The 20,520-nt window shown below is 74.1% G+C and carries 25 protein-coding genes; 13 read left to right on the top strand and 12 right to left on the bottom strand.

Going from position 1 to position 20,520, the window contains the following annotated elements:
* The first annotated feature begins 28 nt into the window (after positions 1-28).
* On the top strand, positions 29-328 hold the full coding sequence (locus F4692_RS13725; protein ID WP_179620165.1) for a hypothetical protein: 300 nt from the start codon (positions 29-31) through the stop codon (positions 326-328).
* A 21-nt stretch (positions 329-349) separates the two neighbouring features.
* On the opposite strand, the gene F4692_RS13720 is transcribed toward F4692_RS13725, so the two are convergent.
* Positions 350-1,003: an SDR family oxidoreductase gene (locus F4692_RS13720; RefSeq protein WP_179620164.1), complete on the bottom strand. Its 654-nt coding sequence runs from the start codon at positions 1,001-1,003 to the stop codon at positions 350-352.
* Between the two features lie 32 nt (positions 1,004-1,035).
* Positions 1,036-1,221, bottom strand: coding sequence for a hypothetical protein (locus tag F4692_RS13715; RefSeq protein ID WP_179620163.1), 186 nt, complete (start codon positions 1,219-1,221; stop codon positions 1,036-1,038).
* Between the two features lie 93 nt (positions 1,222-1,314).
* Between F4692_RS13715 and F4692_RS13710 the strand changes: the two genes are divergently transcribed.
* Positions 1,315-2,301, top strand: a complete 987-nt coding sequence (locus F4692_RS13710; protein WP_179620162.1) for an LLM class F420-dependent oxidoreductase — start codon at positions 1,315-1,317, stop codon at positions 2,299-2,301.
* A 10-nt stretch (positions 2,302-2,311) separates the two neighbouring features.
* Here F4692_RS13710 and F4692_RS13705 read toward each other — a convergent pair whose 3' ends face one another.
* Genes F4692_RS13705 through F4692_RS13690 form a run of 4 tightly spaced genes read right to left on the bottom strand, consistent with a single transcriptional unit; the run spans position 2,312 to position 5,617 of the window.
* A complete protein-coding gene (locus tag F4692_RS13705; protein WP_179620161.1) occupies positions 2,312-2,962 on the bottom strand; it encodes an NAD(P)-dependent oxidoreductase in 651 nt (216 codons plus the stop codon).
* A gap of 55 nt (positions 2,963-3,017) precedes the next feature.
* Positions 3,018-4,040, bottom strand: coding sequence for an LLM class flavin-dependent oxidoreductase (locus F4692_RS13700; protein WP_179620160.1), 1,023 nt, complete (start codon positions 4,038-4,040; stop codon positions 3,018-3,020).
* A gap of 7 nt (positions 4,041-4,047) precedes the next feature.
* Entirely contained in the window at positions 4,048-4,962 is a 915-nt protein-coding gene (locus F4692_RS13695; protein ID WP_179620159.1) for a cation diffusion facilitator family transporter, read from the bottom strand.
* Between the two features lie 4 nt (positions 4,963-4,966).
* Positions 4,967-5,617 (bottom strand): hypothetical protein, encoded by a 651-nt coding sequence (locus tag F4692_RS13690; protein WP_179620158.1) that lies wholly within the window; start codon positions 5,615-5,617, stop codon positions 4,967-4,969.
* A 34-nt stretch (positions 5,618-5,651) separates the two neighbouring features.
* Here F4692_RS13690 and F4692_RS13685 point away from each other — a divergent pair, with 34 nt between their 5' ends.
* A complete protein-coding gene (locus F4692_RS13685; protein ID WP_179620157.1) occupies positions 5,652-6,518 on the top strand; it encodes a phosphotransferase family protein in 867 nt (288 codons plus the stop codon).
* Here the strand turns inward: F4692_RS13685 and F4692_RS13680 are convergent.
* On the bottom strand, positions 6,511-7,212 hold the full coding sequence (locus tag F4692_RS13680; protein ID WP_306457376.1) for an aspartate/glutamate racemase family protein: 702 nt from the start codon (positions 7,210-7,212) through the stop codon (positions 6,511-6,513). The two genes, F4692_RS13685 and F4692_RS13680, sit on opposite strands and share 8 nt — an antisense overlap.
* Before the next feature lie 30 nt (positions 7,213-7,242).
* Here F4692_RS13680 and F4692_RS13675 point away from each other — a divergent pair, with 30 nt between their 5' ends.
* The 3 genes from F4692_RS13675 to F4692_RS13665 all read left to right on the top strand — a co-directional run bounded on the left by F4692_RS13675 (position 7,243) and on the right by F4692_RS13665 (position 10,754).
* On the top strand, positions 7,243-7,845 hold the full coding sequence (locus F4692_RS13675; RefSeq protein WP_179620156.1) for a GNAT family N-acetyltransferase: 603 nt from the start codon (positions 7,243-7,245) through the stop codon (positions 7,843-7,845).
* A gap of 111 nt (positions 7,846-7,956) precedes the next feature.
* The gene (locus F4692_RS13670) at positions 7,957-10,614 is read left to right on the top strand and encodes an FAD/NAD(P)-binding protein (protein ID WP_179620155.1); all 2,658 of its coding nucleotides are present in this window, start codon (positions 7,957-7,959) and stop codon (positions 10,612-10,614) included.
* Entirely contained in the window at positions 10,611-10,754 is a 144-nt protein-coding gene (locus F4692_RS13665; protein WP_179620154.1) for a hypothetical protein, read from the top strand. The genes F4692_RS13670 and F4692_RS13665 overlap by 4 nt, the downstream gene beginning before the upstream one ends.
* Positions 10,755-10,763: 9 nt before the next feature.
* On the opposite strand, the gene F4692_RS13660 is transcribed toward F4692_RS13665, so the two are convergent.
* The 4 genes from F4692_RS13660 to F4692_RS13645 all read right to left on the bottom strand — a co-directional run bounded on the left by F4692_RS13660 (position 10,764) and on the right by F4692_RS13645 (position 14,459).
* Positions 10,764-10,988, bottom strand: a complete 225-nt coding sequence (locus F4692_RS13660) for a hypothetical protein (RefSeq protein ID WP_179620153.1) — start codon at positions 10,986-10,988, stop codon at positions 10,764-10,766.
* 80 nt (positions 10,989-11,068) lie between these two features.
* Positions 11,069-12,175 carry an amidohydrolase family protein gene (locus F4692_RS13655; protein ID WP_179620152.1) on the bottom strand — a complete coding sequence of 369 codons (1,107 nt, stop codon included), beginning with the start codon at positions 12,173-12,175 and terminating at the stop codon, positions 11,069-11,071.
* Between the two features lie 4 nt (positions 12,176-12,179).
* Positions 12,180-13,283, bottom strand: a complete 1,104-nt coding sequence (locus tag F4692_RS13650) for a carboxylate-amine ligase (RefSeq protein ID WP_179620151.1) — start codon at positions 13,281-13,283, stop codon at positions 12,180-12,182.
* 63 nt (positions 13,284-13,346) lie between these two features.
* Positions 13,347-14,459, bottom strand: coding sequence for a fatty acid desaturase family protein (locus F4692_RS13645; protein ID WP_179620150.1), 1,113 nt, complete (start codon positions 14,457-14,459; stop codon positions 13,347-13,349).
* A gap of 95 nt (positions 14,460-14,554) precedes the next feature.
* Between F4692_RS13645 and F4692_RS13640 the strand changes: the two genes are divergently transcribed.
* The 7 genes from F4692_RS13640 to F4692_RS13610 all read left to right on the top strand — a co-directional run bounded on the left by F4692_RS13640 (position 14,555) and on the right by F4692_RS13610 (position 19,174).
* The gene (locus tag F4692_RS13640; protein WP_179620149.1) at positions 14,555-14,722 is read left to right on the top strand and encodes a hypothetical protein; all 168 of its coding nucleotides are present in this window, start codon (positions 14,555-14,557) and stop codon (positions 14,720-14,722) included.
* Entirely contained in the window at positions 14,719-15,531 is an 813-nt protein-coding gene (locus tag F4692_RS13635; RefSeq protein WP_179620148.1) for a hypothetical protein, read from the top strand. The genes F4692_RS13640 and F4692_RS13635 overlap by 4 nt, the downstream gene beginning before the upstream one ends.
* Entirely contained in the window at positions 15,528-15,992 is a 465-nt protein-coding gene (locus F4692_RS13630) for a phage holin family protein (RefSeq protein WP_218858418.1), read from the top strand. Before F4692_RS13635 ends, F4692_RS13630 begins: the two co-directional genes overlap by 4 nt.
* The gene (locus F4692_RS13625; protein ID WP_179620147.1) at positions 15,968-16,564 is read left to right on the top strand and encodes a DUF3618 domain-containing protein; all 597 of its coding nucleotides are present in this window, start codon (positions 15,968-15,970) and stop codon (positions 16,562-16,564) included. Before F4692_RS13630 ends, F4692_RS13625 begins: the two co-directional genes overlap by 25 nt.
* Positions 16,565-16,676: 112 nt before the next feature.
* The gene (locus tag F4692_RS13620) at positions 16,677-17,816 is read left to right on the top strand and encodes a zinc-dependent alcohol dehydrogenase (protein ID WP_218858599.1); all 1,140 of its coding nucleotides are present in this window, start codon (positions 16,677-16,679) and stop codon (positions 17,814-17,816) included.
* Between the two features lie 27 nt (positions 17,817-17,843).
* Positions 17,844-18,404 (top strand): hypothetical protein, encoded by a 561-nt coding sequence (locus tag F4692_RS13615; RefSeq protein ID WP_179620145.1) that lies wholly within the window; start codon positions 17,844-17,846, stop codon positions 18,402-18,404.
* A 62-nt stretch (positions 18,405-18,466) separates the two neighbouring features.
* Complete coding sequence (locus F4692_RS13610; protein WP_179620144.1) at positions 18,467-19,174, top strand: hemerythrin domain-containing protein; 708 nt, start codon at positions 18,467-18,469, stop codon at positions 19,172-19,174.
* Between the two features lie 245 nt (positions 19,175-19,419).
* Here the strand turns inward: F4692_RS13610 and F4692_RS13605 are convergent, their stop codons facing one another.
* On the bottom strand, positions 19,420-20,520 hold the full coding sequence (locus F4692_RS13605; RefSeq protein WP_179620143.1) for a putative manganese transporter: 1,101 nt from the start codon (positions 20,518-20,520) through the stop codon (positions 19,420-19,422).

Below are 20,520 nucleotides of genomic sequence, written 5' to 3'. Positions count from 1 at the left end.
GGCCCGGGACCCGCTACGGTCACCAGCCATGGCCAGGTCAGCGCAGCGCGTCGTCGCGATCCTCGTCCTGCTCGTGCTCGGCATGCTCAGCCTGCCGGTGGCGGCGTCGCTGCTGGACGGCGAGGGCACCGAGAACTGGATCGTCCCGGTCCAGCTGGTGGCGATGGCGGCGGTGGGCGCAGCGGTCGCGGTCGCGCTGCCGGGGCTCGTCCGCGAGGGCGCACCGACGGGCCGGCGGGCGATGACGGGCGCCTGGTACGGACTCCTGGCGGCCTTCGTCGGCGTGGTCGTCTTCTGGCTGCTGCTCAGCGGGTTCGACGGCGCCTGAGCCGCCGGCGCCGGTGTCCGGTCAGCCCGCGTAGGGGACCTCGCTGGTCCACGCGTCGTCGTCGCGGGCGACCGCGGCCCACACCGCGTCGGCGACCCGGTCGGGGGTGAAGGCGCCCTCGCGGGCGAGCGTCCCGCGCACCGTCACCGAGACCGCGCGGATGCCGTCGGGCGCGAGCGTCTTGTCGAGGCTGTGCACGAGGTTGCGGACGCCCGCCTTCTGCACGCCGAGGGAGGCCGCGCCCTCCCACGGCTGGTCGGCGGCCATGCTGCCCGTGACGCTGATCCGCCCGCCCGCCGACATGTGGGGGCGCGCCGCCTGGACGACGGTGAGCAGCGCGCCGACGCCGAGGGCGACGTCCTCGAGCAGCTCGGGCACCGACAGGGACAGCGGGTCCTTCTCGCGGTAGGCGCTGGGGTTGAAGTGCAGCACGTCGATGCGGCCGGTGTGCTCGCCGAAGCGGCGTACGGCCTCGCGTGCGGCCTGCTCGTCGGTGACGTCGCAGACCGTGTGTCCCACGGCCGCGCCCCTGGCCTCCAGGTCGGGAACGAGGTCGTCGATCACCGCCTGGTCCTGGCCCAGCAGCCCGACGTCGTAGCCCTCGGCGGCGAAACGCCCGGCCACCGACCCGCTCACTCCCGGCCCCGCGCCCACGACGACGATCACTGGTCTCATGGACCAGTCCTACCGCACGTCCCGCCCTCGGGTCAGGTCGTGTGGGGGTGCTCCCCCGTCGGGTCGTCGGGGATGTTGTTCGGGCCCTGGGTGCCCTCCTCGACCTCGCCCGACTCCTGCTCCGGCTGCCCGGCGACCGAGTCGCCCGAGCTGATGGGCTCGGGTGCGTCCTGCGCCAGCTCGGAGACCTGGCCGTCCTCGTCCTTGTCGTGTGCCATTCCTCCACACAACCAGCAGCACCTCACGAACCCCAGCGGTCCTCACCTCGTCGGGTGGTGGCCGGGTGATCGGCGCTGGCTACGGTCGAGGACATGACGCGCTTCGGATACACCCTGATGACCGAGCAGAGCGGCCCGCGGCAGCTGGTGGACTACGCCGTCGCCGCCGAGCGGGTGGGCTTCGACTTCGAGGTGATGAGCGACCACTTCTCGCCGTGGCTCACCGAGCAGGGGCACGCGCCGTACGCCTGGACGACCCTCGGTGCGGTGGCCCACGCGACCGAGCGCGTCGGCCTCATGACCTACGTGACGTGCCCGACGCTGCGCTACCACCCCGCCGTGGTGGCGCAGAAGGCCGCCACGCTGCAGATCCTCGCGGAGGGACGCTTCACCCTCGGCCTGGGCAGCGGCGAGAACCTCAACGAGCACGTCGTCGGTGAGGGCTGGCCGGCGATCGCGGAGCGGCAGGACATGCTCTTCGAGGCGGTCGAGATCATCCGCGAGCTCTTCACCGGCGACCTCGTGGACTACCGCGGCGACTTCTTCCAGGTCGACTCCGCCCGCATCTGGGACCTCCCCGACGATCGCGTCGAGATCGGGCTCGCCGTCGCCGGCGATCGCGGCATCGAGACGTTCGCCCCGCTCGGGGACCACCTCGTCGGCGTGGAGCCCAAGGCCGAGCTGATCGAGAGCTGGAACGCCGTCGCCGACGCCCCGCGGATCGGCGGCGACGCGAGGGCGATCGGTCAGATCCCGATCTGCTGGGACCCCGACGAGGACACGGCCGTCCAGCGCGCGCACGAGCAGTTCCGCTGGTTCGCGGGCGGCTGGAAGGTGAATGCGGACCTGCCCACCCCGGCCGGGTTCTCCGGCGCGACGCAGTTCGTCCGGCCCGAGGACGTCGCCGACGCCATGCCCTGCGGACCCGACCTCGACGCGATCGTGGAGGCCGTCTCGGAGTACTGGGAGGCCGGGTTCACCGACGTCGCACTGGTGCAGGTCGGCGACGAGGGCCAGGACCGGTTCCTCGCCGAGGCGGCCGGCCCGCTGCTGGAGAAGCTGCGGGCCGCCGCCCCGTAGTCGCGAGGCGTCAGGCGATCGCGGTGAACCGCGCGCGCCGGTGCGCGGGCGTCTCGATCTCGTCGAGCACCGCGAGCGCGAGGTCGTCGGCCGAGATGGTCGACGTCCCGTCGGCGTCCTTGAGCAGCACGTCGCCGCCCAGCGTGTAGTCGCCCTTGCTGGGCGTGCCCAGCCAGGAGCCGAAGTCCTGGGGCGGGCTGACGTAGAACCAGTCGAGACCCTCGGGGCTGTCCTGCAGGATCTGCAGCGCCTCGAGACCGGTCACGATCTCGGGCTTCACGTCGGCGGGGATGTGCTCCTCCGAGACGTCCCACAGGCGCGGTCCGCCCTCCTCGACGAGGAGGGACGAGGCCCCACCGATGTAGCCGAGCCGCGTCGAGGTGCCGGCCAGCCGCCCGACGAGGTCCTCCACGACCCCCTCGAGCTGGCCGGCCATGTCGCCGCGCGGCGAGAGCGCGCTGACCACGACGTCGGCTCCCTCGACCGCGGTGCCAAGCACGTCCGGGTCGAGGACCGATCCCTCGACGTAGGTCACGCCGTCGACCGGCGACGACGCGCCGGAGCGGCTCACCGCGGTCACGTCGTGACCTCGCTTGCGGGCTTCGGCGACGAGTGCGGCGCCGGCGTAGCCGCTGCCGCCCAGGACAGTGATGCGTGCCATCAGTGGTGCTCCTTGCGTGAGAGGTGGGGTGTGGAGGTACGGGAGGGGCGCCGCGTCAGCGCCAGCCGAGGTCGGGCGCCACGTCCGTGAGCACCGACTCGAGGATGTGGGCGTTGTAGTCGACCCCGAGCTGGTTGGGCACCGTCAGGAGCAGGGTGTCCGCCGCGGCGACCGCCTCGTCGTCGGCGAGCTCCTTGACCAGGATGTCGGGCTCGTTGGCGTACGTCTTGCCGAAGACGGCGCGCAGGTTGGCCTCGATCTGCCCGAACTGGTCCGAGCTCGAGCCCTCGTGGCCGAAGTAGGCGCGGTCCATGTCCGTCGTGATGGGCATGATCGAGCGGCTCACCGAGACGCGCGGCTCGCCCTCGTGGCCGGCCTCCTTCCACGCCCCGCGGAACACCTCGATCTGCTTGCGCTGCTGGACGTGGAACGGCTCACCCGACTCGTCGGCCTTGAGGGTGGAGCTCATCAGGTGCATGCCCTGCTCGGCGGTCCACCGCGCGGTCGCGTCGGACGCGGCGCCCCACCAGATGCGCCGGCGCAGGCCCTCGGAGTGAGGCTCGATGCGCAGCAGGCCGGGCGGGTTGGGGAACATCGGGCGCGGGTTGGGCTCCGCGAAGCCCTTGCCCTCCAGCACCTGGAGGAGGACCTCGGTGTGCCGGCGGGCCATGTCGGCCTGGTCCTCGCCGTCCGCGGGGGCGTACCCGAAGTAGCGCCAGCCGTCGATGACCTGCTCCGGTGATCCGCGGCTGATGCCGAGCTGCAGCCTGCCCCCGGAGATCAGGTCCGCGGCACCGGCGTCCTCGGCCATGTACAGCGGGTTCTCGTAGCGCATGTCGATCACGCCCGTGCCGATCTCGATCCGGCTGGTGCGGGCGCCGACCGCGGCGAGCAGCGGGAACGGCGAGGCCAGCTGGCGGGCGAAGTGGTGGACCCGGAAGTACGCGCCGTCCGCGCCGAGCTCCTCGGCCGCGACCGCGAGGTCGATCGACTGCAGCAGCGTGTCGGAGGCCGAGCGCACCTGCGAGTGCGGCGAGTCGGTCCAGTGGCCGAAGTTCAGGAACCCGATCTTCTTCATGACTGGTTCAACGCTCAACTTCCCGCGTTGTTCCCGGTGGGGCCAGGGACAGCACGGCGCGCGCGATCGCGTCGTTGTCCTCCAGCAGGTCCTCGAGCCGCTGCAGCTCCCGGGCCGCCTCGCTCTCGGGGTCGTCGCCGACGAGGTCGACCGAGCCGACGAGGAACATCTTCCCCGGACCGACGTACTCCAGGTGGAGCGTCGCGACCGACTGCACCTCCTCCCGCGCGAGCAGCCACCCGCGCACCCGGTCGTGGATGCGCGGGTCGACCACCTGCCCCACCAGGAACGCCATGTTGCGCCGCAGGAGGTAGACCGCGACGACGCCGAGGAGCAGGCCGACGAGGATGGAGCCGACGGCGTCCCAGACCGGGTCGCCGGTGGCCTCGTGGAGGGCGAGACCGGAGACAGCGATGACGATGCCGAGCAGGGCGGCGAGGTCCTCGAAGAAGACGGCGCGCAGCGTGGGGTCGGACGTCGCGTCGAGGAACGCGGCCCGGCTGACCTCCGCCTCCCGGGCACCCTTGCGCACCTCGCGGCGCGCCTGGAGGAAGGACGTGCCCTCGAGGAGGAACGCGGCGCCGAGGACGAGGTAGGCCCAGAGGTACTCCACCGGCTCCTCCTCCGCCCCCAGCGACTGGATGCCGTGGATCACCGACACGGCGGCGCCGACGGCGAAGAGCCCGAAGGCGGCGATCATCGACCAGACGTACGCCTCGCGCCCGTGGCCGAGCGGGTGGGAGGCGTCCGCCGGCTTCTCCGAGCGACGCTCCGCGACGACGAGGAACACCTCGTTGCCGGCGTCGGCCCAGGAGTGCGCGGCCTCCGCGACCATCGACGCCGACCCGGTGAGGGCCGCCACGACGGACTTGAGGACGGCGAGGACCGCATTGGCGGTGAGCGCGACGAGCACGGTGAGCATGCGCTCAGCGTGCCCCATCCGCCGGGTCGGCCGCCTGCCCCTCGCGGCTGCCGGCGTACGCCCGCTCCCGCAGCGACGACAGCCAGCGCGGGGCGAGGCGCCACGACGGCGGCGGGTGCAGCACCGGGTCGAAGGCGGGGCGCTCGCGGTCCGACGGCGCGAGCACCTCGATCGTGCCGACCTGCACGTCGCCCTGCCGACCGACCACCCGCAGGCGGAAGGTCACCGGCAGCGCGTCCAGCAGAGCGTCCGGCTCGGGCGAGTCCGGCCCCACCTCGGGCGCCTCCAGCACGGCCACGAACCGCCGGCCCGCGCGCACCCAGGGCATGAGCGAGGTGAAGGTCGTGCCGCCCCAGCGGCGTGCGGGGCGCAGGACCGAGCGCCGCCACAGGGAGCTGCCCGGCGATGAGGTGGCGAGGACGTCGACGGGCGGGTCGTGCTCGAGCCGGACGGCGATGCCGAGCAGGTCGGCCACGCCGCGCGGGGTCCCGACGCCCTTCGACAACCGGACCAGGCAGCCGACCTCGCCGAGCGGCAGCGGTCCGGGCCCGCGCACCTCGGCCCGGCCCTCGTACATCACGCCCGTGGGGTGGAACGCGGGAGCGGAGCGGAGGCCGGAGAGCAGCGCGAAGGCACGGCGGTAGGGAGCGGTCACGCCACGCCCTGTACCCCGTCGGCGAGGCGTTAGCGTGAGCGGCGTGCTGGACGTCGATGCTGCGCTCACGTGGGCCGGCTCCGCGGTCGGCTCGGCGGTCGTGTCCCACGAGAGGCTGGCCGGCGGCCTGACGTCGCAGATGCTCGCCCTCGCGCACGACGACGGCTCGCAGACGGTGCTGCGGCTGATGACGAACGAGCCGTGGCGCACCCACGGGGCCGAGCTCACGACCCGCGAGCGCGACGCCCAGCAGGCGTTGGCCGGCACCCCGGTGCCGGTTCCGACGAGCCTCGCGCTCGACGCGGGCGGCACGGTGGCGGGCGTGGCGGCCCACCTGATGTCGCGGCTCCCCGGCCGGCCCCGGGAGGCACCGGACGCCGACGGGGTACGGGCGATGGCCGGCCTCCTCGCGACCATCCACGCCCAGCGGCCGGCCGAGCCGTTCCGCACCTACCAGTCGTGGGCCTGGCCGGAGAAGTGGGTCGTGCCGGGCTGGACACGCCACACCGGAGCCTGGGAGCGGGCGTTCGAGGTCCTCGCCCGCCCCGCCCCGGCGTACGACCCGACCTTCCTGCACCGCGACTTCGGCCACCGCAACCTGCTGTGGACGGGCGGCAGGATCAGTGGAGTGGTCGACTGGGTCGAGACCTCGACCGGACCCGCCTGGCTGGACGCCGCCCACGCCGCATCCACCCTCGCCGTCCTCGTCGACGCGGCACCGGCCGAGGCGTTCCTCGAGCAGTACGCGACCGTCGCGACGAGCCCCGCCGACCCGTACTGGCTCGTCATGGACGCGGTCGGCCACCTCCCGCCGCCCGGGAGGCCGCCGCTGTTCCGCCGCGAGGACCAGCTGCGCCGCCTCGACGACTGGCTCGACCTGGTGGTGCGCCGGCTCAGCTGAGGGCGAAGTCGACCGCTGCCCGCGCGTGCAGCCGCGTGGTCGCGAAGACCGGGACCTCGACGTCCTGCGGCCCGACGAGCAGCTCGATCTCCGTGCAGCCCAGGACGACGCCCTCGGCGCCGTCGGCGACCAGCCGCTTGATCACCTCGACGTAGGCGGCGCGCGACTCCTCCCGCACGACCCCGTGCACGAGCTCGTCGTAGATCACCCGGTGCACCAGCTCGAGGTCCGCGCCGGAGGGCACCAGTGCCTCGACGCCCCGGCCGGCGAGCCGGTCGCGCACGAACGCCTGCTCCATGGTGAACCGGGTGCCGAGCAGGGCCACGCGGGCCAGGCCGGCCCCACGGATCGCCTCGGCGGTCACCTCGACGATGTGCAGCAGCGGGACGTCGGTCGCCGCCTCGATCGCGTCGGCCACCTTGTGCATGGTGTTGGTGCAGAGGACGACGCACTCCGCCCCCGCCGCCTCGAGGGCCGCGGCCTCGCCCGCCAGCAGCGCACCGGCGGCGTCCCAGTCGCCCGCCGCCTGCAACGCCTCGACCTCGGCGAAGTCGACCGACGCGAGCACGACCCGCGCCGAGTGGTAGCCGCCGAGCCGCTCGCGGACCTCCTCGTTGAGGACCTCGTAGTAGAGCGCCGAGCTCTCCCAGCTCATCCCGCCCAGGAGGCCGATCTTGCGCATCGCAGGAGCCATGGGCCCATTCAACAGCGCTAGCGTGACCGCATGGCCCCCACGCCCCTCGTCACCTCCGACGGGTTCACCGTCCTGCCGGCGACGCACGCCCGCTTCGACGACGTGCGGACGATGGTCGGTCCCAAGAACCCGACCTCCAGCGTGTGCTGGTGCCTGAGCCACCGCATCCCCGCGAAGCTCAACCGCGAGCTCGCCGGACCCGAGCGCGCTGCCTACGTCGAGGCGCTGACGCGCAAGCGCACCAAGCCGGGCGTGCTGGCCTACGACGGCGACGAGGTCGTCGGCTGGGCGGCCGTCGCGCCGCGGGCCGACCTGCCGTTCGCCCGGTCGACGAAGATCCCGCACGTCGACGACCAGGCCGCCTGGTCCGTCTGGTGCCTCCGGGTGCGACCGGGCCACCGGGGCCGCGGCATCTCGCACGTCCTCCTCGAGGGCGCGGTGGCGTACGCCCGCGAGCGCGGCGCGCCGGTGGTCGAGGGCTACCCGGTCGACAACCGAGGCGCGAAGGTCGACCTCACGATGGCCTACGTCGGCACGCGCAAGCTCTTCGAGGATGCGGGCTTCACCCTCGCGAGCCCGACCGACGCGACGTCGGCCGGGTTCCCGCGCGTGATCATGCGCCGGAGCCCCTGACGACCGACCGCGACGGGCGGCGCCACGCCGACCGCCGAGTCGTGCGATCAGCGTTGCTGTTGCTACGTTTAGTCAAGTAATTCAGTGCAGTTATTGGATGGAGTGTGCGGCATGCGGACGAACGAGGGTGACTGTCGGGTCGTGGTGGTCGGGGCCGGTGCCGGCGGAACGCTCGTCGCCACCCACCTAGTGACCGCGCTGTCGTCGCGCTTCCGCGTCGAGCTCGTCGACCCCTCCCCCGCCACCGGCCGCGGGCAGGCGTACTCCACCACCGACGACCGCCACCTCCTCAACGTCCCCGCCTCCGGCATGAGCGCCTTCCCGCGCGACCCCGAGCACTTCCTGCGGTGGCTGCGCACCCACCACGACCCGACGTTCCAGCCCCACGACTTCGCGCCGCGCGCGGCCTTCGGCCGCTACATCGAGAGCCTGCTGACCACCGCGACCGAGTTCCCCGGCAACGCCCGGCTCGTGCGCCGCCGCGCGGAGGTCGTGGACATCAGCGGCTCCTCCGACGGGTTCGTCGTGGAGCTCTCCGACGGCGACCACCTCGAGGCGCGCGCCGTCGTGCTCGCGACCGGCAGCCGCCCCGGCACCGGCTGGGCGCCGGCCGAGCTCGCCGCCGACCCCCGCCTCGTCGCCGACCCGTGGACGCAGGGGATCCCCGAGGTCGGCGACGTCCTCATGCTCGGGTCGGGGCTGACGATGGTCGACCTCGCGATCAGCGCCGACCGCCCGGACCGCACGGTCCACGTCGTCTCGCGCACCGACGCCGTGCCGCACCCGCACGTCCTGCCCACGACTCCCCCGGTCCCGCCGCCGCCGGGGATCACCCGGGTGCAGGACCTCGACCTGCTCCGCTCCACCCTGGCCGCGCACGTCGACGAGACCGTCGAGGCCACCGGCGACTGGCGTGCCGCCGTCGACGGCCTGCGACCGGTGACCGCGCAGCTGTGGCGCGGGCTGTCCGAGGCCGACAAGCGCCGCTTCATCGCCGAGGACGCCCGCAGGTGGGACGTGCACCGCCACCGCATGGCCCCGGCCACCGCGCGACGCTTCCACGCCATCGCGAGCGAGGGCCGCCTCGAGCGGCACCGCGGCACGATCGCCGGGGTGCAGACCGACGCCAGCGCCCTGCGCGTCACCCTCGACGACGGCACCACCCTCCGCGTCGCCGCGGTCGTCAACTGCACAGGGCCGGTCGGCTCGATCGCGGCCGACCCGCTCCTCACCCGACTGGCCCAGACCGGTCTCGTCCGCCCCGGCCCGGCCGGGCTGGGCATCGACACCACCGACGACGGCCGCATCGTCGGGACGCTCCCGGAGGCGCTCCCCTTCCTCGCCGTCGGCTCCCTGCGGCGCGGGAACCTCTGGGAGTCCACCGCGATGCCGGAGATCCGCGAGCAGGCCTACGACGTGGCGCGCGTCGTGAGCCGGTCGATGCACGGCGAGTCCCGACGCCGCCCGGTCGACCCCTACGGCCTCACGCTGTCGGCCGGCCAGGACGCCGCCGAGCGCTACAACGCGGCGCTGGGCCGGCTGCTGCGCCTCCAGGACGGCGTCGAGGAGGGGCTCCTCGAGGCCGTCGCCGCCGACGAGGGCTTCGTCCAGGCCCACGCCGCGCTCGCCCTGCTCGGCCACGAGTGGGGCACCAACTCCCACTGGCAGGCCTCGCTGCGTGCCGCGCACCGCGCCGCGGCCGACCGCCACCTCGACGACCGGGAGTCCTCCTTCCTGGACGCGGTCACGACGCGGCTGCGCACCGACGAGGCCACCGGTGCTGCGGCGCTGCTGCGGCACGTACGCCTCTTCCCGCGCGACGCGCTCGCCGTGAGCGTCGCGGTGCCGACCGTCGCCTTCGGCGGCCTCACCAGCGGGTCGCAGACCGCGGAGCTGGTCGAGTCGCTCGGTCGCTCCTACGGCGACGACTGGTGGTACGCCGGCCAGCTCGCCTTCGTCCGTCAGGACCAGGAGCGCTGGGCCGAGGCCGAGGAGCTGTCCTCCTACGCGCTCTCCGTCGAGCCCGCGTCGGGGCACGCGGTCCACGCCCGCGCCCACGTCTTCTACGAGACCGGCGACCACGCCGCCGGCCTGGCGTGGCTCGACGAGTGGATCCGCACCCGCGGGCCCGAGGCCAACCACCGCTCGCACTTCTCGTGGCACGCCGCGCTGCACGAGCTGATGCAGGACGACGTCGAGGCCGTGCGCCGTCGCTACGCCCGCGAGCTGGACCCCACCGTCGTCAGTGGCAGCCGTGTCGTCGTGGACAGCGGGGCCCTGCTGTGGCGTGGCCGGGTGACCGGCGCCTGGACCGAGGACCTGCCGGTCGCAGCCGTCCGTGCGCAGGCGCCGGGCGAGTGGCTCGCGACCCCGCCCACGCCGTTCGCGGCGATGCACGGCGCCGTCCTGCTCGCCGCCGACGGTGACGCTGCGGCGCTGGGCGACCTCGCGACCCGTGCCGCGCACCACGAGGACAGGGTCTTCCGTGACGTGGTCGCCCCGCTGTGCACGGGGCTCGTGCAGGTCGTCGAGGAGCGCTGGAACGCGGCGTCCGCGACCCTCACCGGCGTCGTGCGCACCATGGCGCCGCTCGGTGGCAGCAAGGCCCAGCGCGAGGTCGTCGAGGACACGCTCGTGCACGCCCTCACCATGGCCGGACGCAACGCGGAGGCCGCCGACCTGCTCGATGCGCGGCTCTCGCGGCGCTCCTCCGCGCTCGACGCCCGGCGCCGGGCCGCGGTCGCCGGCAGCGAGGCGGTCAGCCGGTGATCGCCCTCGACGGCTTCAGCGGCGTCGCGGTGACCACCATGATCACGCTGGCGATCGTCGAGCTGCACGTCGAGCTGGTCGCCGGTGCCGCCGCCTGGCTCTCTGCGTGGTGGCTGCTCAGGGAGTCAGGGAGCGCGTAGGCGTCGGCGTCAGAGACGGTGGACCAGCCGGGCGACCTCGCGGCGCAGCAGCCACGCCAGTCCGGACGGCGCGGCGAGGTGACGACCGGGGGTCGATCCGGCCGTCGACGCACCCATGTCCTCGAGCTCGGCGTCCGTCGGCCGCCGCCCGTGGGTGCGGATGAACTGGTGGACCAGGCAGTGGTCCTCGGTGCCCGCGGACCGACCGGGGGTCTGGGGTGGCATCGTGGTCATGGAGGCGCCTCCGGCTGCAGGTGGTGCGTCGCTGCTCGACGTGCTGGTGGAGTACCCCGCGGGGGCATCGCGCATGCGGCTCACGGCAGGGGCGCAGCGGGCGTACGCGCGACGACTGCGGCAGCCGCGACCAGGTCCCAGCCCGGGGTGAAGGTGTTGCGCCGGGGCAGGTGCTCGTGGTGCTCCTCGTAGAGGTCGAGCAGCCGGAGCACCGACGCCAGCACCGGCGCGTCGGGGTCGTCCCCCGGGACGTCGCACGCGTGGCGGGCGACGACGAGCGGCACCTCCGGGTCCAGCCCGCGCTGCATCGCCTCGAGCGCGGCGAGGAGGTTCGTCGAGGCGGCCTCGAGGAACGGCCACACCTCGCGGGCCTCCTCGGCGGGCGGCGGGCCCAGCTCGAGTGGTTCCTCCCCCGCGACGATCCGCGACGCCTGTCCGCCGAGGACCGAGGCGACCTGCGCCGGCTCGAGCCCGGCCTGCCAGGCGCAGCGCGCGGTGGCCATCAGGGCCGAGACGGGCGTGCTGTACGGCAGGTCGCTCGCCGCGAGCACCCGTCCCGGCGGGACGAGCCGGAACAGCGCCATGAGGTGGGCCGGGGTCCACCAGGACGTGTCGAGGAACAGGTTGTCGACGTCCGTGACGTGGCGGTGCAGCCGACCCAGGTCGGACAGCCCGCAGTGCGCCAGGACCAGGCGCAGGCCGGGCCACCGCTCGCACACCTCCAGCACCGCGCGCCCGGTCGAGGGCACCTCGGGGCCGGCGTGCACAACGACGGGGTGCCGGCGCTCGTGCGCCAGCGCGAGCGCCGGCTCCAGCCTCGGGTCGTCGATGCGGAGGTCGTCGCTGGAGAGGTGGACCTTGAGACCCCGCGCCCCGGCGTCCAGCAGTCCCTCGACGGCGTCGACCTCGTCCGGCACGACCCGGACGAGCGCCGTCAGGACGCCGTCGCTGCGTTGCGCCACGTCGAGACAGGCCCGGTTGGCGGCGCGGTAGCCGTCGTCCGGCTCCGACAGCGGGAACACGAGGGCCCGGGCCCGCGCGGACCCGACGGCGCCGAGCAGCTCCTCCACGGTGGCCGAGACCGAGTCGCGGTCCCCGAGGTGGGTGTGCACGTCGAGGACCGGCCCCTCCGGCAGCTCCTCCAGGAGCCGGTCGTACCAGGGCTGCAACAGGTGGTCGGCGTACACGGGATCAACCCTCCAGGTCGGTCGTGCGGGCCACCAGGTCGGCGAGGAGCGCCGGCATCCCGCCGGCGGCCACGACCCGACGCTGGCGGTTGGGCTCGGTCTCGCCCGCGAGCGCGCGGTCCAGCGGCTCCAGCGGGGCGGGCGTCCCGTCGCCGCGCAGCACCTCCCGCGCCTCGGCGACCACCCGGGCCACCACCTCGCGCATCGGTCGCAGCGACCCGTCGACGTCCACCACCCGGGTGTCCAGCCCGTAGCGGGCCGCGCGGTGGTCGTTGACCGCCAGCACGTCGTCGCTGAGGTCGGCCTCGTCCGGTGCCTCCGCCGCCCGGCGCGCGACCCCCTGCACCAGCGACGTCAGCGCCGCGACGCTCGCCAGCGACGGGACGGCGTCCATCACCCGGACCTCCAGCGTCCCGAGCAGCGGTCGCGGCCGCATCTCCCACCAGACGTAGGTGTGGTCGGAGGCCTCGGCCGCCACCATCAGCGCCTCGGTGCGCTCGACGTAGTCGTCCCAGGACCGCAGCAGAGGCGGCATCGTCGTGCGGGGGTAGGAGCGGATGATGGCCGCCCGCGCCGTGGCCTGGCCCGAGTCCAGGCCGTGCCAGTACGGCGAGCCGGCCGCCAGCGCACGCAGCAGGGGCAGGCGGTTGCGCAGGCCGCGGTAGGCCAGCATCGCGGTCTGCTCGTCCGGCACCCCGACGTGCACCTGGAGGGCGGCGGTGGGCGTGCGCAGCAGGCCGGCGTACTCGTCGATGATGCGGTCGTAGCGCGGCGACGCGGCGATGCCGGCGACCCCGACGGACGCCGTGGGGTGCACGCCGGCGGCCAGCACCCGCCCGCCGTGGCCGGCGACGACACCCCGCAGGGCGCGCAGGGAGCGGCGGACCTCCTCCGCGTCGGCGCAGACGGGCGTGTTGAGTTCCACCTGGTCGACGTAGATCTCGCCGGTCACGACGCCGCCGTCCTCGACCGCCCCCGAGGCCCCTTCCACCAGCGCGGCCGCCGCGGCGCCCATGAGCTCGTCGCGGTCGTCGACGAGCATGAGCTCCTCCTCGACGCCGACGCAGAAGTCACCGCCCGGCACGTGCGCGGGGACCTGGCTCGTCATGGCGCTCAGGTGCCCCGGCGCAGGCCGCGGCATGCGCCGGGGCGGCACGGGTCAGCGCACGGGTCAGCGGCGGGGAGGCACCGAGAGCCGGACCACCTTGTGCCAGGCGCTCGCCACCTGCCGCAGCAGCGGCGCGCTCTGGTAGGCCAGCCCGTGCCGCTCGAAGAGCGCCCGGACCGGTCCCGCGACCTCCCGGTAGCGGTTGGAGGGCAGGTCGGGGAACAGGTGGTGCTCGACCTGGTGGGAGAGGTTGCCGCAGAGGACGTGCAGCAGCCACGGGCCGGAGATGTCGGCGGAGCCGAGCATCTGGCGGACGTACCACCGCCCGCGGGTCTCGTGCTCGTCGAGCTCTGCCACCTCGAAGGTCTCCACGCCCTCCGGGAAGTGGCCGCACATGATCACCGAGTGGCTCCACAGGTTGCGGGCCAGGTTGGCCACGAGGTTGGCCGTCAGCGTCGTCCGCGCCGACCTCGTGGGCGCCGAGAGGAGCGGGTGCAGCACGTAGTCGCGCAAGGCGTTGCGGCCGGCGCGCCGACCTGTGGTCCGCAGCTCCGCGCGCAGCTCGGGCGAGAGGCCGCGGCCGTTGCGGATCGTGTCACCGAGGTCGAGGTCGTACATCGCGATGCCGTACTCGAACAGGCAGGCGTTGACGAGGTTCCACAGCGGCTGCGCGAGGTGGCGCGGGCGCCACTCCTGCGCCTCGTCGACGCGCAGGATCCCGTAGCCGAGGTCGTTGTCCTTGCCGATCACGTTGGTGTTCACGTGGTGGCGGTCGTTGTGCGCCCGGCGCCACTGCTCGGGTGCCGACGCGTGGTCCCAGTCCCACGTCGAGGAGTGGATGCGCGGGTCGCGCATCCAGTCCCACTGCCCGTGCAGGACGTTGTGACCGATCTCCATGTTGTCCAGCACCTTGGAGAGGGTCAGTGCGGTGGTGCCGAGCCACCACGCGGAGCGGTGGCGGCTGCCGAGGAGCACCGCCCGCCCGCCGACCTCGAGGCAGCGCTGGACGGCGATGAGACGTCGGACGTACGCCGCGTCGCGGGCTCCTCGACTGGCCAGGACCTCCTCCCTGAGGGTGTCCAGGTCGCGCCCGATCTGCTCGAACTCGTCGTCGGTGAGGTCGGCGTACGTCCGCCTGCGGGCGCGCTCGGGCACGTGCTGGAGGAAGGTCGCCATCGTCCTCGGTGCCCCGTGCCCGAGGGCTTCATGCGCCGGAAGATCCCGTCGGAACGGGTGGGAGTGGGACGCCGGACGCGGGGTACCGAGCGGCCATGACCGAGCAAGGAACGACCCACGACCAGGACTCGGAGCCGCCCACCCCGGACGGCCTCGAGCCCGACACCGACCAGCTCGAGCCAGGCTCCGAGCCCGCCGGCGACCCGGATCCCGACCCGGGCGCCGGCACCACCGTTCCCACCGATCCCGAGGAGGACGCATGACCACGTTCAGCAACGAACCGGGCAGCACCACCGGAGCCGACTCCGGCGGCGGTGCCACCGACACCGCGAAGGCCACTGCTTCGACGGCGGCCGACCAGGGCAAGCACGTCGGCGGCACGGCCGCCAGCGAGGCCAAGGACGTCGCCGGGACGGCCGCCGCGCAGGCCCGCAACGTCGTCAACGACGCTCGCCAGCAGGTGACGACCCAGCTCAGCGACCAGGCCACGACCGGCCGTGACCGCCTGTCCGAGACCTTGCGGACCCTCGGCGACGACCTCCAGCAGATGGCCGAGGGCCAGGGCCCCGCCCAGGGCATGGCCACCGACCTCGCCCGCGAGGTCTCGGACCGGGTCCGCGCCCTCGGCACGCACCTCGAGGGTCGCGAGCCGTCCCAGCTCCTCGACGACGCCCGCGACTTCGCACGTCGCCGTCCGGGCACGTTCCTGCTGGGCGCGCTCGCTGCGGGCGTGGTGGCCGGACGCATGTTCCGGGCGACCGCGGACGGCGCGGCAGCGGCCTCGCTCGCCGAGACCGACGGCACGCCGGGCGCCAGCGTCGCAGGCACCCCGTACTCCGGCACCGGCGTCGGCACCGGTCCGACGGGCACCGCCGGCGGCGCGGCCGCGCTCGCAGACGAGCCCCCCTACACCGCTCCGACCCCGACCCTGGACGCCTCCAGCGGCACCGGGTACGGCACCGGGACGGGTGGCACCGGCAGCCTCGCCGACGAGCCGGAGATCGCCACCTCGTCGGGGACCGGATCCACCTCGTCCGGCCTGCCGGGCCAGCGCACGCAGGACGCGCCGTGACCGGCCCCGCGGGCACGGACCCGCTGGCTCCCGGCGCCGCCCCGGTGGACGTGCCGCGCACGACGACCGCAGGCACCACCCATGACGAGCGCAGCCTCGGTCAGATCGTGGGCGACCTGAGCAACGACCTGACCACGCTGGTCAAGCAGGAGCTCGAGCTCGCCCGTACCGAGCTGAAGGAGGAGGCGGGCAAGGCGGGCAAGGGTGCCGGGATGCTCGGCGGCGCCGGCGTCGCCGGACTGCTGGCGCTCATCCTGGCCAGCTTCGCCCTCGCCTACCTGCTCGACAACTGGATGCCGGTGGAGCTGGCGTTCCTGATCGTCACGCTCCTCTGGGCAGCCGTCGGCGCCGTGCTCGCGGCCCGCGGACGCACGGAGCTGAAGAACGCACACCCCGAGCTGCCGGAGACGCAGCAGACACTGAAGGAGGACGCGGCATGGGCCAGAGCACAGAAGAACTGAGGGCAGAGATCGAGCAGACGCGCCGGTCGATGACCAGCGACGTCGACGCGCTGCAGGACCGGGTGAGCCCGTCGGCCATCGTCGAGAGGCGCAAGCAGGCGGCCCGCAGCCGCGTGCTCGGCGTCCGTGACAAGGTGATGGGCACCGCGAGCAGCGCAGGCTCCTCCGCCTCCGGCAGGGCCGGATCGGTCAAGGACTCCGCGTCCGGCGCCGTCGACTCCGCGAAGGGCACCGCCCACGACGTGGTCAGCGGGACGCAGGACCGGATCCAGGGCGCCCCGCTCGCGGCCGGCCTGGTCGCCTTCGGCGCCGGGATGATCGTCTCGGCGCTGATCCCGGCCTCGGAGAAGGAGGCCGTCGCGGCCGGTCACGTCGTCGACGCCGCCAAGGAGCACGGCCAGCCGGTCGTGGACCAGGCGAAGTCGGTGGCGCAGGACGTCGTCGCGGACGTCAAGCAGACCGCGTCCGAGGCGGCCCAGGAGGTCAAGGACAGTGCCACCGACAGCGCCGAGAAGGTGCGCTCGGAGGCGCAGTCGGGAGTGGACGAGGTCCGCTCGCAGACGCAGTCCTGATCGCCCCGCACGTCGGCGCCGGCCCGCCACTGGGCGGGCCGGCACCGACAGCGGCACCACCGACTCCCCGCCCCGACCGCTCCACCGCCCCTGGGAGGCAGCAGTGCGCGCCATGGTCTACCGCGGCCCCTACCGCGTCCGCGTCGAGGACAAGCCCCGGCCCCGCATCGAGCACCCCAACGACGCGATCGTGCGGGTGCGCCGCGCTGCGATCTGCGGCTCCGACCTGCACCTGTTCCACGGCATGATGCCGGACACCCGGGTCGGCCACACCTTCGGGCACGAGTTCGTCGGCGTCGTCGACGAGGTCGGGCCGTCCGTGCGCCACCTCGCGGTCGGTGACCGCGTCATGGTGCCCTTCAACATCTTCTGCGGTACCTGCTTCTTCTGCGCCCGCGGCCTGTGGTCCAACTGCCACAACGTCAACGCGAACGCGACCGCCGTGGGCGGCATCTACGGCTACTCCCACACCACCGGCGGCTACGACGGCGGACAGGCGGAGTACGTCCGGGTGCCCTTCGCCGACGTAGGGCCCATGGTCGTTCCCGACTGGCTCGACGAGGAGGACGCGCTGCTGATGACCGACGCGCTGTCCACGGGCTACTTCGGAGCCCAGCTGGCCGACATCCACGAGGGCGACACCGTCGCCGTGCTCGGCGCCGGCCCCGTCGGGCTGTACGCCGCCCGGAGCGCCTGGTTCATGGGGGCCGGTCGCGTCGTGGTGGTAGACCACCTCGCCGAGCGGCTCGAGATGGCCCGCACGTTCGCCCACGCCGAGGTCCTCGACTACGACGAGGTCGACGACGTCGTGATGGCCATGAAGCGCCTGACCGACCACCTGGGCTTCGACCGGGTCATCGACGCCGTCGGCGCCGAGGCCGACGGCAACATGACCCAGCACCTGACGTCGGCGCGCCTCAAGCTCCAGGGAGGCTCGCCGACCGCGCTCAACTGGGCCATCGACGGTGTCCGCAAGGGCGGCACCGTCTCGGTGATGGGCGCCTACGGACCGATCTTCAGCGCCGTCAAGTTCGGCGACGCCGTCAACAAGGGGCTCACCCTGCGGATGAACCAGGCTCCGGTGAAGCGGCAGTGGCCGCGGCTCCTGGAGCACATCGGCAACGGGTTCCTGAAGCCCAACGACATCGTCACCCACCGCTTCGGGCTCGAGGAGATCGCCGACGCCTACCACGTCTTCTCCGCCAAGCTCGACGGCTGCATCAAGCCGGTCATCGTCGTCGACGACGACTGACCGCGACCCCCGAGGAAGGACGACCCCGTGCCCTACCGCGCCGACAAGCCCCCGCTGCCCGAGACACACGACGAGCTGCGTGCGCGCATCCCGGGGTGGGGCGCGGACCTCGACCCGGCCGACCGGCCCTCCTACCCGCGCGAGGTCCTCGACCTGTCCGCCACCGGCGCCCACTGGGACGTCCCTGAGGACCAGCCCGGCGGATCCGGGCGGGAGCGCTCCATCGAGCACGCCCGCCTGACCCCGGTCTTCGGCACCGCCCAGCCCCTGCGTGGCATGGCCGGCCCGGTCCGGCGCTACGCCTACGCGCGACACAGCGAGGGCAAGGCGGCGCACTGGCTGCTGCTGATCGCGGCCGACCGCATCGACGTCGCCGAGCACGCCGTGCGGTCCCTCGCGAGCACGCGACCCGACAACCCCGTCACCGAGACCGGCCTCCACGCCGAGCTCACCCACGGCGGGGTCCGTTCGCGCCGCGGACGCAGCGACGTACGGCACCAGGTGGTCGACCCGCTCGTCAACGGCGCACCCTGGGCGCTCGGCGCCTACGCCGCCTGGCGGGCCGTGCGTGCGCTGCGCCGGCCCTGACGCCGTGCCTCTCCCGAGGCCGACGGGCGCGTAGCCCGTCCCGTCCGTGGGTACGGCTCTCCATGACCTCACTCGCAGACCAGGACGTCACCCAGCTGGGTGGTCGGCTCAGCATCCTGACCCGGCAGAAGCGCGACCACGAACGGCTCGACCGGCTCCTCCAGCGGCTGGACCGCAGCTCCCCCGGGGTCGAGGAGCAGGCCGTGCTGCACGAGATCGCGCGCCTGGTGTTCCCGCACGCCTTCGCCGAGGAGTCCGTGCTGTGGCCCGAGGCGCGGCGGGTGCTGGCCGACGGCGAGCGGCTCACCCTCGAGGTGGAGCGCGAGCACCAGGAGGTCAACGAGCTGTGGACCTCCCTCGAGGACCTGCCGTCCGGCACCCCCGAGCGCAGGCAGGTGCTCGCCCGGCTCACGACCGTGCTGCGCGAGGACGTGCGCGACGAGGAGGACGACCTCCTCCCCCGCCTCCAGGACGCGGTCGGCGTACGGCGTCTGCGGGCGCTCGGCGTCGCGTGGGAGGCCGTACGACGCACCGCCCCCACGCGGCCGCACCCGGTCGTGTCGCGGCGTCCGCCCGGCAACGCGCTCGCCGCCCTGCCGCTGACCGTGGTGGACCGCAGCCGCGACGCCCTCGACGCGGGGGCGCGCCGGTTCCCTCGCGCGTACGGCCCGGCGTCACGCGCCAGCCGTGGCCTGGCGGCGCTGGCCGGACGCGTCGAGCGGGTCGGCGTGCTGCGACGCGGCGAGAGCTCCGACACGCACCGCGGCTGAGCGACCCAGCGCGCGACGGGCCCGGCGGCGGGCGACGAGCAGGAGCAGCACGACCAGCGACATGGCCGTGCCCCACGGGGTGCCGGTGAGACCGCAGCACAGGGCGAGGACGAGCTGGAGCCGGTCGGCGGGGCACACGGGCAGCGGTGCCCGGTGGAGCGGGCCTGTGCGGTGGGGGGTGGCGCGGTGGGGGACGGTGAGGACGGTGGACGGGTACGACATGGCGGACCTCCGGTCGGTCGTGGTCAGGTGAGGAGCAGGAAGGCGGTCCCCACGAGCAGGGCGGGGATCGTGGTGAGGACCGTTGCGACGAGGGCGGAGCGGTGCTCGAGGGCGAGGAGCGGCAGCAACGCGTCGCCGTCCTGGCTGATGGTGTTGGCGACGAGGGTCGCGAGCGGCATGCCCCCGGCGGCGAACATGCCCGCGAAGACGATCTGCACCGCGCACCCGGGCACGAGCCCGATCAGCGCCCCGACGACGACGCCGGCCAGGCCCAGGACCGGCAGGGTCGAGCCGTCGAAGCCGGTGAGGTGCGTGACCAGCGACCACGCGACGTAGGCCACCGCGACCCACACCGTGACGAAGGCGACCTCGTGCCCGCCGTGGCGGAGCACGGCGGCGTACGACCTCTCCCCCGCCGTCGTCTCGTCGTCGTCGGCCAGTCGGCAGCCCGAGCGGACGAAGACGACCAGAGCCAGGCACGCGCCGAGGACGCCGAGGACGAGATAGAGGGTCTCCGGCGCGAGGAGCTGGAAGGTCACCGGGACGCTCACCGTCGCCCCGCCGCCGATCGCCAGCCACAGGAGCACCGGGAGGATCCCGACGTCGTGGAGGACCGGCGCCGGTGCCGGGAGGAGCGGACGGCCCGGCGCCGGTGCGCGGGGCACCGGGACCGGTGCGGGGTCGGGCGCCGCCGCAGGCGTCGCGGCGACCGGTCGGCGAGCCGGCCGGATGCCGGCCGCGTCCACCAGCCAGCCGGTCGTCGCCCCGACGACGAGCAGGAGCGCCTTGAGCTGCACGGTCAGCCACGGGTCGTGCGCGAGCAGGACCCACGACGCGTCACCCATGGTGGCCACGAGGGCGGCGATCGCGGCACCGAACGACACCGCGCCGCGGCCGTAGGCCGCCATCACCAGGATCGCTCCCCCGCAGCCCGGCGGCATCGTCAGCGCGGCCGCCACCACCGGGGCCGCCCCCCGACGCCGCTCGAGCGCGGCGTCGAGGCGGTGGCCCCAGCGGCAGCGTGCCCAGCCGAACGGCCCCACCATGAGGGCGACGAAGACGCCGACCTGCATGAAGGCGTCCGCCAGCGGACGCAGGAGGAGCTCGACCAGGGTCGTGGACAT

The sequence above is a fragment of the Nocardioides cavernae genome (assembly GCF_013410035.1).
Classification (GTDB): Bacteria; Actinomycetota; Actinomycetes; order Propionibacteriales; family Nocardioidaceae; genus Nocardioides; species Nocardioides cavernae_A.
Note: the sequence above shows the minus strand (reverse complement) of the source record. Positions and strands in the feature narration are given on the sequence as shown.

Bases quoted from the DNA above. Each gene is read 5' to 3' on its own strand.
- F4692_RS13725 (WP_179620165.1), top strand. From the start codon at position 29: ATGGCCAGGTCAGCGCAGCGCGTCGTCGCGATCCTCGTCCTGCTCGTG.
- F4692_RS13720 (WP_179620164.1), bottom strand. From the start codon at position 1,003: ATGAGACCAGTGATCGTCGTCGTGGGCGCGGGGCCGGGAGTGAGCGGG.
- F4692_RS13715 (WP_179620163.1), bottom strand. From the start codon at position 1,221: ATGGCACACGACAAGGACGAGGACGGCCAGGTCTCCGAGCTGGCGCAG.
- F4692_RS13710 (WP_179620162.1), top strand. From the start codon at position 1,315: ATGACGCGCTTCGGATACACCCTGATGACCGAGCAGAGCGGCCCGCGG.
- F4692_RS13705 (WP_179620161.1), bottom strand. From the start codon at position 2,962: ATGGCACGCATCACTGTCCTGGGCGGCAGCGGCTACGCCGGCGCCGCA.
- F4692_RS13700 (WP_179620160.1), bottom strand. From the start codon at position 4,040: ATGAAGAAGATCGGGTTCCTGAACTTCGGCCACTGGACCGACTCGCCG.
- F4692_RS13695 (WP_179620159.1), bottom strand. From the start codon at position 4,962: ATGCTCACCGTGCTCGTCGCGCTCACCGCCAATGCGGTCCTCGCCGTC.
- F4692_RS13680 (WP_306457376.1), bottom strand. From the start codon at position 7,212: ATGGCTCCTGCGATGCGCAAGATCGGCCTCCTGGGCGGGATGAGCTGG.
- F4692_RS13675 (WP_179620156.1), top strand. From the start codon at position 7,243: ATGGCCCCCACGCCCCTCGTCACCTCCGACGGGTTCACCGTCCTGCCG.
- F4692_RS13670 (WP_179620155.1), top strand. From the start codon at position 7,957: ATGCGGACGAACGAGGGTGACTGTCGGGTCGTGGTGGTCGGGGCCGGT.
- F4692_RS13660 (WP_179620153.1), bottom strand. From the start codon at position 10,988: ATGACCACGATGCCACCCCAGACCCCCGGTCGGTCCGCGGGCACCGAG.
- F4692_RS13650 (WP_179620151.1), bottom strand. From the start codon at position 13,283: ATGACGAGCCAGGTCCCCGCGCACGTGCCGGGCGGTGACTTCTGCGTC.
- F4692_RS13645 (WP_179620150.1), bottom strand. From the start codon at position 14,459: ATGGCGACCTTCCTCCAGCACGTGCCCGAGCGCGCCCGCAGGCGGACG.
- F4692_RS13640 (WP_179620149.1), top strand. From the start codon at position 14,555: ATGACCGAGCAAGGAACGACCCACGACCAGGACTCGGAGCCGCCCACC.
- F4692_RS13635 (WP_179620148.1), top strand. From the start codon at position 14,719: ATGACCACGTTCAGCAACGAACCGGGCAGCACCACCGGAGCCGACTCC.
- F4692_RS13625 (WP_179620147.1), top strand. From the start codon at position 15,968: ATGGGCCAGAGCACAGAAGAACTGAGGGCAGAGATCGAGCAGACGCGC.
- F4692_RS13620 (WP_218858599.1), top strand. From the start codon at position 16,677: ATGGTCTACCGCGGCCCCTACCGCGTCCGCGTCGAGGACAAGCCCCGG.
- F4692_RS13610 (WP_179620144.1), top strand. From the start codon at position 18,467: ATGACCTCACTCGCAGACCAGGACGTCACCCAGCTGGGTGGTCGGCTC.
- F4692_RS13605 (WP_179620143.1), bottom strand. From the start codon at position 20,520: ATGTCCACGACCCTGGTCGAGCTCCTCCTGCGTCCGCTGGCGGACGCC.